This is a genomic window from Streptomyces sp. NPDC002788, from assembly GCF_053592115.1.
Map to the genome: position 1 here is coordinate 245,570 of NZ_JBSFVB010000014.1, position 11,510 is coordinate 257,079.

Consider the following 11,510-nt stretch of genomic DNA (forward strand, 5'->3'; position numbering starts at 1 on the left):
TTGCGCATCGCGCACCGCATTGCTTGTGGTGGAACACTCTGGATAAGGCGGCACCCCACGTCAAGGGGTTGACGGGTGACGGTTTCGCCAAGCAGACAGCCACGAGGACGCGACGCCGGCAGGCCCGGAACGCCTTGTTTCCGGGCCGAGCGGCTGTCTGAAAACTACTGGTTACGGCAGGGGGCGGTGCCGGTAATACGCGGCGGTGGACGGGGGCAGCGGGTCCTTCCCGAGGATGAGGTCGGCCGCCTTTTCCGCGATCATCATGACGGGCGCGTAGATGTTGCCGTTGGTGATGTAGGGCATCACCGACGCGTCGACGACACGCAGTCCCTCCACCCCGTGCACCCGCATGCTGGCCGGGTCCACGACGGCCATCTCGTCGGTGCCCATCTTGCAGGTGCAGGACGGATGCAGCGCGGTCTCGGCGTCCTTGGCGACCCAGGCGAGGATCTCCTCGTCGGTCTCGACGGACGGCCCCGGCGAGACCTCCCCGGCGTTGTACGGGGCCATGGCGGGCTGGTTGAGCAGCTCGCGGGCGACCCTGACGGCCTCGACCCACTCGCGGCGGTCCTGCTCGGTGGACAGGTAGTTGAAGCGCAGCGCGGGGTGCTCGGCAGGGTCCTTGCTCTTGATCTTCACCGAGCCGATGGCGTCGGAGTACATGGGTCCGACGTGCACCTGGTAGCCGTGTCCGCCGGCGGGCACGGAGCCGTCGTAGCGGACCGCGATGGGCAGGAAGTGGAACATCAGGTTGGGGTAGGCCACGTCCTCGTTGCCGCGGACGAAACCGCCCGCTTCGAAGTGGTTGGTCGCGGCGGGGCCCGTACGGAAGAGCCACTGCAGGCCGATGAAGGGGGCGCGCCACTTCGCGAGGTACGGCTGCATGGAGACGGGCTGCTTGCAGGCGTACTGGATGTACACCTCCAGGTGGTCCTGGAGGTTCTCGCCGACACCCGGCAGATCGTGTACGACGTCGATGCCGAGCGCGCGCAGCTCCTCGGCGTTGCCGACGCCCGAGAGCTGGAGCAGTTGCGGGGAGTTGATCGCACCTCCGCAGAGGATGACTTCGCGGGCACGCACCCGCTGGGGTCTGCCGCGGCCACGCCGGTACTCGACGCCGACGGCCCGCTTGCCTTCGAAGAGGACGCGGGTGACCAGGGCGCGCGTCTTGATCGTGAGGTTGGGACGCTTTCGCACGGGCTTGAGATAGGCCTTGGAGGCCGACAGGCGGCGCCCGCGGTGGACGTTGCGGTCGAACCTGGCGAAACCTTCCTGCCGATAGCCGTTCACGTCGTCGGTGGGAGCGTGGCCCGCCTCCTCGGTGGCCTTCAGGAAGGCCTCGAAGAGCGGGTTGGCCCCCGGGCCGCGTTCCAGGACGAGAGGGCCGTCGTGACCGCGGAACTCGTCGTCCGGGTCGGCGGCGAGACAGTTCTCCATCCGCCGGAAGTACGGCAGGCAGTGCGCGTAGTCCCAGGTCTTCATGCCCGGGTCGGCAGCCCAGCGCTCGTAGTCCATGGGGTTGCCGCGCTGGAAGATCATGCCGTTGATGCTGCTGGAACCGCCCAGCACCTTGCCTCGCGCGTGGTACACGCGCCGGCCGCCCATGTGGGGCTCCGGTTCGGACTCGTACTTCCAGTCGTAGAACCGGCTACCGACCGGGTAGGTCAGTGCCGCGGGCATGTGGATGAAGACGTCCCAGGGGTAGTCGGACCTGCCCGCCTCCAGGACCAGCACCCGGTTGCCGGGGTCCGCGGAGAGCCGGTTGGCCAGTGCACTGCCGGCCGATCCACCACCGACGATGACGAAGTCGTACTGCGAGTGAGCCATGGGGCCTCGTCTCGGTCGCGCCGTAGAGAATGCGCGGCATGCTAGTACTTGTATCTCTATGCGCACCAGGTTGCGAGCGACGCAACTTCTGCGAATCTGCAACCAGCCCGTGACCTGCACCGCTGTCGGCTATGTTTAACGCCCGTATAGTTGCGTCATGAGCAACTACGATCCAGGTGTCGAAACGACGACTTCGCCGACCGGCGGGGTGCAGTCCGTAGATCGCGCCATCACCGTGCTGGAGATCCTGGCCCGGCGCGGCGAGGCCGGCGTCAGCGAGGTGGCCGCTGAGATCGACGTCCACAAGTCCACCGCGTTCCGGCTGCTCGGCGCTCTGGAGATGCGCGGCCTGGTGGAGCAGGCAGGCGAGCGTGGCAAGTACCGCCTCGGCTTCGGCATCGTCCGCCTCGCCGGCGCGGTCACCGGGCGCATCGACATCACCCAGCAGAGCCGCCCGGTCTGCGAGCGTCTGGCCGAGGAGATCGGCGAGACCGTGAACCTCGCCGTGATGCAGGAGCACTACGCGATCAACCTGTACCAGGTGCGCGGTCCGGGCGCTGTCTCGGCGTTCAACTGGGTCGGCGAGCTGACGCCACTGCACGCCACCTCCAGCGGCAAGATCCTGCTGGCCCACATGCCGGCGAAGGAGCGTGCCGCGCTGCTGTCGGCGGCCGGCCTGAAGAAGGTGACCCCCCGCACCCTGACCGCGAAGACCAAGCTCGAGAAGAACCTCGCTGAGGCGCTCGAGCGTGGCTACTCCTGGACCCTGGAGGAGTTCGAGATCGGACTGCACGCCATGGCCGCCCCGGTCCGCAACAGGGACGGAGAGGTCATCGCGGCGATCAGCGCCTCCGGACCGGCGTACCGGCTCACCGAGGAGCGTATGCACGACCTCGCTCCGGTGCTGGTCAAGGGCGCGGACGAGATCAGCCATCGCATGGGCTACCTGGGCTGATCCCGCCGCGCCGCCTTCGACGGGCACCGTGCCCGTCGGGTGCCGGTCGGCCGTGAGCCGCCGCTAGCGTGGCCGCCCCACGCCCAGACGCTGCTGGACGAAGTCGTGGAACTCACCGATGTGATGCTCGCTGGGCACGAGGACTCCGCCCTTGGCGTACAGCCGGGAGCTCATCGCGGGCTGACAGCGCTCGCACGCGTCGAAGTCCTGCCGGTTGACTCGGTCGAAGAGCTCCACCGACCGGCTGACGTCCTTGCCGCTCTCGACCACGTGCTTGAGGTAGAGCCAGTCGCATTCGACGATGGTGCGATCCGCGGCGACCGGGTACATCCGGTGGAAGATCACATGGTCGGGCACGAGGTTGATGAACACCTGCGGCCGGACGGTGATCGCGTAATAGCGGCGATCCTGGTCCTCGGTGACGCCTGGAATGCGGTCGAGGCCTTCGGAGCCGTCGACGGTGAAGCCCTTGACCTCGGAGCCGAACTCCGCCCCGTGTCCCACGTAGTACTGGGCGGCGTACCCGTCGGCGAACTCGGGCAGCACCTCGGTCAGCTCGGGGTGGATCGTCGCGCAGTGATAGCACTCCATGAAGTTCTCGACGATGAGTTTCCAGTTCGCCTTCACGTCGTAGACGATGCGTTCACCGACTTCGAGGTTGTCGATGTCGTAGTGCTCGATCGATTCCGTGTCGCCCAGGCGCGCGACCACATCCCCCACGACCTCGTCGAAAGGGGGCGGGTTCTCCGCGAGGCACACCCACACGTAGCCGAGCCATTCCCGCGTGGCCACTGCTGCCAGGCCGTACTCGGTGCGGCTGATGTCGGGCATCTTGGTGAGGTTGGGTGCCGCGACGAGTTTGCCCGTCAGGTCGTACGTCCAGGCGTGATAGGGACATTGGAAGGCGCGTTTGACCTCGCCGGTCTCCGCGGTGCAGAGCTTGGCACCGCGGTGCCGGCAGACGTTGAGGAAGGCACGTATGGAGTTGTCCCGTGACCGGGTGATCAGGACGCTCTCGCGGCCCACTTCCACGGTCCGGTAGGCACCGGGCCTGGTCAGGTCGGCGGAACGCACGGCGCAGAACCACATCGCCTCGAAGATGTGTTCCTGCTCCTGGGCGAAGATCGCGGGATCCGTGTAGGAGGAGCCGGGCAGGGTGGCGATGAGGCTTTCCGGCAGGCCGGTCGAGGTCACAGTGCACTCCTCGGGGAACGTCGTGGATCGGGCATGCACGCGCCGGGACGAGTGACACCGGACGTCGTTGGGTAAGGAGCAGTGCCGCTTCGTGCGCGACAGTGGCTGTGTGAGCGAGGTCTGCGACCCTGTCAGGGTGTCTTGGCCGCGAGGTGCTTGCGCCAGCGCATGAACAGCTTCGGCTGGTTCATCCCGAGTACGGCGACCGGGTGTCCGGCACGCCGGTAGACGGCCAGGACGTTGCGATCGTCCGCGCTGCCTTCCTCGATCGTCACGCTGTCGGCGCGGGCCGCGTAGCCGACGAACTGGATCTTCACGCCGTACTGGTCGGACCAGAAGTACGGAGGCCGGGGCAGGCCCGGTTCGGACTCGCCCCAGGACAGCAGGGCGGCCACGGCCGCGTCCGGGCGCTCCCGGGCGCCGGTCCAGTGCTCGACACGGCGGTGGGCGCCTGCACGCGGGTCGTACCAGGAGGCGCAGTCGCCGACCGCGACGACGCCGGCCAGGCTGGTACGGCCGTCCGCACCGCACTTGACGCCGTCGTCGAGTGCGACACCGGATCCGGCCAGCCAGTCGACGCAGGGACGGGCCCCGACACCCACGACCACGATGTCGGCGGGGATGCTCCCGCCGTCCTCCATCAGGACCGCGTCGACGCGCCTCTCGCCGCTCAGCCCCTTGACGCCCACACCGCACAGCAGACGTACGCCGTGGTCCGCGTGGAGGGCGGAGACGATGCGCCCCATGGCCGGGCCGAGCGGTCCGGCCAGTGGTGTGGGCGCCGCCTCGACGATGGTCACGTCGAGGCCGAGAGCGGAGGCGGTGGAAGCGACCTCGGCCCCGATGAAGCCGCCGCCGATCACGACCAGCCGCCCGCCTTGGGCCAGTTCGCCCCTCAGGGCGCGGGCGTCGTCCAGTGTGCGCAGGGTGTGTACACCGGCCAGTCCGTCCATGCCGGGCAGGGTCCGGGCGGCGGCGCCGGTGGCGATGACGATCCCGTCGGCCCGCACCTCCCGGCCGTCGGCGAGTCGCACGGCGCGGGGCGTGGCGTCGAGTCCGGCGGCCCGGGCCCCGAGCATCCACTCCGCTTGCAGGTCCTCGCCGTCCGGCTCCAGCGCGAGATCGGCTTCGCCGATGCCGCCGGCCAGGAACTCCTTGGACAGTGGCGGCCTGTCGTACGGGCGATGGATTTCGTCGCCGATGACGACCAGCCGTCCGTCGTATCCCTGTTTCCGCAACGAGCGCGCCGCCGACAGACCGGCCAGCGACGCGCCCACCACGGCCACGGTCCTCACGCGACGCCCCCGGCGAGCCGGGCGGCGATGCAGGGAGGCAGGTTCGGGGCTGCCGTGGACAGCCGGACGTAGATCATGCCGTCCTCGACGAAGACCTCGTGCGTGCGCACCGGGAGCTTGGCCGGCGGGGCGTCGACGGCTCCCGTCTTGAGGTTGAACTTCGAGGCGTGCAGCGGGCATTCGACCTCGCAGCCCTCCAGCCAGCCGTCGGCGAGCGAGGCGTCCTGGTGGGTGCATGTGTCGTCGATGGCGAAGAGTTCGCCGTCATCGGTGTGGAACACCGAGACCGGCGGGTCGATGTCGAGCCTGTGGGCCTCGCCTCGGGGCAGATCCACGAGACGGCACGCGGCAATCATCATGACACCTCGGTGCGTATAGCGAAACGGATTGCGGTGAACGCAACGCCAGTTTGAGGGCGTCCGCGAATCCTTGTCAAGGAGTTCGCGGGACGACGGACGCCTCTATTTTCTGTTGCTTGATACGCAACGTCTTTCATCATGAGAAACGCCGGTGAGAGCGGAGGCGCCTCTCAGGACCGGGGCACCGGCAGCGGCGTCGCGGCGGATTCGAGGCTCCACCGAGCGGTCACGCGCACCGCGTCGGCCGTCGCGGCGACGTCATGGACGCGGACGCACCAGGCGCCCTGCGCGGCGGCCAGGACCGACACCGCCGAGGTGGCCGCGTCCCGCAGGTGCGCCGGCCGGGGCCGCCCCGTCTCGGGGTCCGCCAGCAGGTGGCCCAGAAAGGACTTCCGCGCCGCACCCACCAGGACCGGCCGGCCGAGCGCGGCGACCTCCCGAAGACGGCCGAGCAGCCGCCAGTTGTGCTCGGCGTGCTTGGCGAACCCGAGCCCCGGGTCGACGATGAGACAGTCCGCCGGAACCCCGGCACCCAGGGCCGCGCCGACTCTCGCCCGCAACTCGTCGACCACGTCGGTGACGACGTCGTCGTACACGGCGTTCGCCTGCATGCCCGCGGAGTGCCCGCGCCAGTGCATGAGCACGTAGGGCGTACGGGCCCGCGCCATCAGCGGCAGCATCGCCGGGTCGGCGAGCCCGCCGGTGACGTCGTTGACCAGGGCGGCGCCGGCCTCGATGGAGCGGGCGGCGACCTCGGCCCGCATGGTGTCGACGCTGACCGTCGCGCCCGCGGCGGCGAGTTCACGGACGACCGGCAGCACGCGCCGCAGCTCCTCCTCGACGGCCGGGCGCGCGGCGCCGGGACGGGTCGACTCGCCCCCCACGTCCAGGATGTCAGCGCCTTCGTCGAGCAGCGCGAGGCCGTGCGCGACGGCCCGTCCCGGGTCGAACCACCGCCCGCCGTCGGAGAACGAGTCGGGCGTGACGTTCACGATGCCCATCACCAGGGTCCGGTCGTGGCGGGGAAGACCCCGCGGTCGGAGCGCGGAAGCGGCCCGGCCTTGCCGGGCGGCGGTGCTCACGGGACTCGGGGCGGGTCGGCGAAGGGGTGTGCGGGAATCATCATGGGACCGATCGACCTCGTTGCGTAGAGAGGAGCAATGTGCGGTTCGAGCACGAGACCCGGCCGTCGGCGCCCGCCGGGCGCCGGTCCGCGGAGCGGGCACCTGCCCTTGACTCGGTCGGCCGAACCGCGCGCGGACCGGGCGGCCTTCGAAGTCCGCGACGACCGCCCGGAAGCCGCAGGAGTCAAGGGCGGCGGGTTCGCTGGTCACATCACGCGGATCAGCGGCGACGACGCCGCCGGAGCGGGCCATCGAGGCAGGAGCCTGCATGGCGGTTCGGCCGTGGGCCGACGGGGCGGGTGTTCCTCGGTCATGACGGTCGTTCCTGGCAACGACGCCCGAGGGCCCGGCCACGACGGCCGGACACCGGCACGCCGGCCGGGGCACCGGCACGCAAGCCAGGTACCCGGGCGGGCCGACGGGGTCCCGGGCAGGCCGGCGGGGGCGGGCTCTCGTTCGCGGGTCTCGAGCGAGGAGACACGGGGGCACTCGATGCCCCCGGCCGGCCGGGCGGCGCCCCTTTCACCAGCCGCGGGCGGCCCACTCCTCCAAGTGCGGTGCCTCCGCCTCGACGGTCGTCGTCTCGCCGTGTCCGGTGTGGACGACCGTCTGGCCCGGGAGGGTCAGCAGCCGGTCACCGATGGAGCCGATGATCGTGCCGAAGTCGCTGTACGAGCGCCCGGTCGCGCCGGGTCCTCCGGCGAACAGCGTGTCACCGCTGAACAGTGCGCCCAGTTCGGGGGCGTACAGGCACACGGCACCCGGAGCGTGTCCGGGGGTGTGGAGGACCCGCAGGCCGATGCCCGCCACCATGAGTTCGTCACCGTCGGCGAGCGGGCCGTCGGGCCGCCGGCCGGGGTGCACCATCTTCCACAGCACCTGGTCGTCAGGGTGCAGGAGGATCGGCGCACCCGTGGCCAGAGCGAGGTCCGGTGCGGCGCGCACATGGTCGTCGTGGGCGTGGGTGCACACGATGGCCGACAGGCGACGGTCACCGACGGCCTCCAGGACGGCGTCGGAATCGTGCGCCGCGTCGACGACGACCACCTCGTCGTCGTCACCGATGATCCAGACGTTGTTGTCGACGTCCCAGGTCCCGCCGTCGAGGCTGAAGGTCCCGCTGGTGACGAGGTGCTCGATGCGCGGTGAGCCGGCCATCACAGCACCACCACCGAGCGCAGCACGTCGCCGCGGTGCATCTTCTCGAACGCCTCCTCCACGTCACCGAGGCCGATGGTCTCGGAGACGAACGCGTCCAGGTCGAAACGGCCTCCCAGATACAGGTCGATGAGGGCCGGGAAGTCGCGCGAGGGCAGGCAGTCGCCGTACCAGCTGGACTTCAGCGAGCCACCGCGGCCGAAGACGTCGAGCAGGGGCAGCTCCACCTTCATCTCCGGGGTGGGCACGCCGACCAGCACGACCGTGCCGGCCAGGTCTCGGGCGTAGAAGGCCTGCCGGTACGTCTCGGGGCGGCCGACCGCCTCCACCACGACGTCCGCGCCGAAGCCGCCCGTCAGCTCGCGCACCGCTTCCACGACGTCGCCCTTCGACCCGTCGACCGTGTGGGTGGCTCCCATGGTCATGGCCCGGTCCAGCTTGCGCTGGTCGATGTCGACGGCGATGACCTTGCTCGCCCCGGCCAGCCTCGCCCCCGCGACGGCGGCCATGCCGACGCCGCCGCAGCCGATGACGGCGACGGAGTCGCCCCGGCCGACGGCGCCGGTGTTCACGGCCGCGCCGAAGCCCGCCATGACGCCGCACCCGAGCAGACCGGCTGCCGCCGCCGGGGCCGCCGGGTCCACCTTGGTGCACTGTCCGGCGGCGACCAGCGTCTTCTCCGCGAACGCGCCGATGCCGAGGGCCGGCGAGAGCGGGGTGCCGTCGAGCAGCGTCATCGGCTGGGTCGCGTTGTGGGTGGCGAAGCAGTACCAGGGCCTGCCCTTGCTGCAAGCCCGGCACTGGCCGCACACCGCACGCCAGTTGAGGATGACGAAGTCGCCGGGCTCGACGCCGGTGACTCCCTCTCCGACCGCCTCGACGCGGCCTGCCGCCTCGTGCCCCAGGAGGAAGGGGAAGTCGTCGTTGATCCCGCCCTCGCGGTAGTGGAGATCGGTATGACAGACGCCGCACGCCTCGACCTTGACCAGCGCCTCACCCGGACCGGGGTCGGGGACGACGATCGTTTCGACCGAGACCGGTGCGCCCTTCTTCCGGGCGACGACGGCACGAACCTCGTGGGCCATGAGCTGCTCCTCAAGCGGGAAACCCTCGCGAGTGCGTTGCCTCATTCGGTACACGCACCGCTATACGCAACCGAGCATCATGGAGGAGCATGCCGAGGGTCAAGGGGTCGGCGCCAACCGGACCGACTCGGCCGGATCCGCCGGAACGCAGAGGCCCGCCGCAGGCGCACATGAGGGGCCGCACCCCTCGGCCCCTCCGGGGATGCGGCCCTTACGTGCGTCTGGTTCCGGGCCGAGCCACGCTCCTCCGGTCGGCCGGGGCCGATCAGCTCAGCCCGCGGGCTGCGAGTCCGCCATGGCCTCGGCCGGCCGCACACCGTCGTCCGGCCCCGGCTCACCGGCGGCGTCGGCGAGGCCTTCCCGTGCCGCCGACGAGGCCGGGACCGGCTCGGCGCGCAGTGCCTTCACGAGGGAGACGCACAGGCCGATCATCACGAAGAGGAACGGGAACGCGGCGATGATGGCCACCTGTTTGACCGCCTCCAGGCCTCCGGCCAGCAGCAGCACGGCCGCGACCAGACCGGTCAGCGCGCCCCAGAGGATCACGACGAGGCGACCGGGGGCCATGCTGCCCCGGCAGGAGAGCATGCCGAGGACGACGGATGCCGCGTCCGCGCCGCTCACGAAGAACAGGCCGACCAGAACGATCACCAGGACCGAGGTGACGGGGAACCAGGGAAGGTTCCGCAGGGTGGCGAACAGGCCCGCCTCCTCGCCCTTGGCGACCGCCTCGGCCAGATGACCGCCGTGCATCTCCTGGTTCAGGGCGGTCCCGCCGAGGATCGCGAACCACACGACACTCACCAGGCTCGGCGCGAGGATCACACCGACGATGAACTCCCGGATGGTACGCCCGCGGGAGATGCGGGCGATGAAGGTCCCGACGAACGGCGTCCAGGAGATCCACCACGCCCAGTAGAAGACCGTCCAGCCGGAGAGCCATTCGCCACCACCGAAGGCACCCGTGGTGAAGCTCATCTTCGGCAGCGAGGCCAGGTAGCCGCCCAACGCCTCGGTCTGGCTCTCCAGGATGAACACCGTCGGGCCCACCAAGAAGACGAAGAGCAGCAGGACGGCGGCGAGAATCATGTTCCCGTTGCTCAGCCACTGGATGCCCCGGTGCACACCGGAGAGAGCGGAGAGCACGAACAGGACGGTGAGGGCCGCGATGACCGAGACGGCCAGCACGGTGGAGTCGGGGACGCCCCAGACCTCTGTCAGTCCCCGGTTGATCTGGAGCGCGCCCAGCCCGAGGGAGACGGCGGAACCGAAGAGGGTGGCGAAGATCGCCAGAATGTCGATGGCCTTGCCCAGCGGTCCGTCCACCCGGTCGCCCAGCAGCGGGCGGAAGGCGGAGCTGATCAGACCGTTGCCACTCTTGCGGAAACCGAAGTAGGCGAGCGCCAGCCCGGCGACGGCGTACATCGCCCAAGGATGGATCGCCCAGTGGAAGTACGAGTACTCAAGCGCCAGGCGGGCGGCGTCCTCGCTGCCCGCCTTCGCGGAGCCGGGCGGCGGGCTGGCCAAATGCATGATCGGCTCGCTCGCGCCGTAGAACATGAGGCCGATCCCCATGCCGGCGCTGAACATCATCGCCACCCAGGACGCGGTGCTGAACTCCGGGCGCTCCCCGTCTCCGCCGAGCCGGATGGAGCCGAACCGGCTGAACGCGAGCACCGTCGCCAGCACGACGAACCCGGAACTCGTCAGGACGAACAGCCAGCCGAAGTTGTCGATGATCCGGCCCAGCGTCGTCTCGGCGACCGTGGCGAGATTGTCGGTGAAGAACACCCCCCAAGCGACGAACAGGGCGGACAGCGTGACAGATATATAGAGGACGGCCGGATCCACCCGCGCGAGAGCCGATGTCGTCTTCTTCGTCGTCGCGGTACTCATCCACAGCCTTCCGACGGGGACGGGGGTGGTCGGTCTGCGTCCCTGCGAGAGCGCCGCACAGGACGCGCGGTGCACACCACGCAACTCAGAGCTCGATGTGCAACACAGTTCCTGTCGCGTCCCGGTCCGTCAACCCCCCGTGCACCGGCCTTTTCCACCCGGCTCCGCGTCGGGCCGGCGGCCGTACCACCGCGGTCAGGGCGAGCGTTGACGTGAGGCGGCGCGAGGGCGCCCCGCGCCATCGCCAGGGCCCCCGGTCACGGCGTGCTGGAGACCGGCATGCGGCTCCTGCCGCCTCGCCCGAGGGGAGCCGGGCGTCGCCGGCGGCGCCGACGGCACCGCGCTGGAACTCGGCGCCTCTCTCGGCATCGCGGCCCTCGCCCCACTCCACGGCACGAGCTACCAGGACGAACCGACCGACCACCTCCACCCGACCCACGCGCTCGCCCGTCTCGGCGAGAGCCGGGCCGCCGCCGCGTACCGGGCCTTGCTCGCGCCGGACAGCCACGTCCCCGGGTGAGGGCGGTGAGGCCGGCGCCGGGCGGACCCCCCCGACCCGGGGACGACCCGTGGCAACCCCCCCGGCCCGGCACAGCACCCCCCCAACAGCGGGG

At 70.3% G+C, this 11,510-nt stretch carries 9 protein-coding genes; 1 reads left to right on the forward strand and 8 read right to left on the reverse strand.

Going from position 1 to position 11,510, the window contains the following annotated elements; translation table 11 throughout:
• Positions 1-171 precede the first annotated feature (171 nt).
• Positions 172-1,830, reverse strand: a complete 1,659-nt coding sequence (betA, locus tag ACWD1U_RS26015; protein ID WP_451110959.1) for a choline dehydrogenase — start codon at positions 1,828-1,830, stop codon at positions 172-174.
• 157 nt (positions 1,831-1,987) lie between these two features.
• Here betA and ACWD1U_RS26020 point away from each other — a divergent pair, with 157 nt between their 5' ends.
• Positions 1,988-2,785 carry an IclR family transcriptional regulator gene (locus ACWD1U_RS26020; protein ID WP_451110961.1) on the forward strand — a complete coding sequence of 266 codons (798 nt, stop codon included), beginning with the start codon at positions 1,988-1,990 and terminating at the stop codon, positions 2,783-2,785.
• Positions 2,786-2,848: 63 nt separating this feature from the next.
• Here ACWD1U_RS26020 and ACWD1U_RS26025 read toward each other — a convergent pair whose 3' ends face one another.
• From ACWD1U_RS26025 to ACWD1U_RS26055, 7 genes are all read right to left on the reverse strand, one after another.
• Entirely contained in the window at positions 2,849-3,979 is a 1,131-nt protein-coding gene (locus ACWD1U_RS26025) for an aromatic ring-hydroxylating oxygenase subunit alpha (RefSeq protein ID WP_451110962.1), read from the reverse strand.
• Between the two features lie 131 nt (positions 3,980-4,110).
• Entirely contained in the window at positions 4,111-5,274 is a 1,164-nt protein-coding gene (locus tag ACWD1U_RS26030; protein ID WP_451110964.1) for an NAD(P)/FAD-dependent oxidoreductase, read from the reverse strand.
• Entirely contained in the window at positions 5,271-5,633 is a 363-nt protein-coding gene (locus ACWD1U_RS26035; RefSeq protein ID WP_037673830.1) for a bifunctional 3-phenylpropionate/cinnamic acid dioxygenase ferredoxin subunit, read from the reverse strand. Before ACWD1U_RS26035 ends, ACWD1U_RS26030 begins: the two co-directional genes overlap by 4 nt.
• A 170-nt stretch (positions 5,634-5,803) precedes the next feature.
• On the reverse strand, positions 5,804-6,715 hold the full coding sequence (gene folP / locus ACWD1U_RS26040) for a dihydropteroate synthase (protein ID WP_451110966.1): 912 nt from the start codon (positions 6,713-6,715) through the stop codon (positions 5,804-5,806).
• Between the two features lie 564 nt (positions 6,716-7,279).
• Positions 7,280-7,915 carry an MBL fold metallo-hydrolase gene (locus ACWD1U_RS26045; protein WP_451110968.1) on the reverse strand — a complete coding sequence of 212 codons (636 nt, stop codon included), beginning with the start codon at positions 7,913-7,915 and terminating at the stop codon, positions 7,280-7,282.
• Positions 7,915-9,000, reverse strand: a complete 1,086-nt coding sequence (locus ACWD1U_RS26050) for an S-(hydroxymethyl)mycothiol dehydrogenase (protein WP_451110970.1) — start codon at positions 8,998-9,000, stop codon at positions 7,915-7,917. Before ACWD1U_RS26050 ends, ACWD1U_RS26045 begins: the two co-directional genes overlap by 1 nt.
• A gap of 270 nt (positions 9,001-9,270) precedes the next feature.
• Complete coding sequence (locus tag ACWD1U_RS26055) at positions 9,271-10,896, reverse strand: BCCT family transporter (RefSeq protein ID WP_451110972.1); 1,626 nt, start codon at positions 10,894-10,896, stop codon at positions 9,271-9,273.
• Between the last annotated feature and the right edge of the window lie 614 nt (positions 10,897-11,510).

Excerpts from the sequence above, each read along its gene's own strand:
- ACWD1U_RS26035 (WP_037673830.1), bottom strand. The coding sequence starts at position 5,633 with ATGATGATTGCCGCGTGCCGTCTCGTGGATCTGCCCCGAGGCGAGGCC.
- betA (WP_451110959.1), bottom strand. The coding sequence starts at position 1,830 with ATGGCTCACTCGCAGTACGACTTCGTCATCGTCGGTGGTGGATCGGCC.
- ACWD1U_RS26020 (WP_451110961.1), top strand. The coding sequence starts at position 1,988 with ATGAGCAACTACGATCCAGGTGTCGAAACGACGACTTCGCCGACCGGC.
- ACWD1U_RS26045 (WP_451110968.1), bottom strand. The coding sequence starts at position 7,915 with ATGGCCGGCTCACCGCGCATCGAGCACCTCGTCACCAGCGGGACCTTC.
- ACWD1U_RS26055 (WP_451110972.1), bottom strand. The coding sequence starts at position 10,896 with ATGAGTACCGCGACGACGAAGAAGACGACATCGGCTCTCGCGCGGGTG.
- ACWD1U_RS26050 (WP_451110970.1), bottom strand. The coding sequence starts at position 9,000 with ATGGCCCACGAGGTTCGTGCCGTCGTCGCCCGGAAGAAGGGCGCACCG.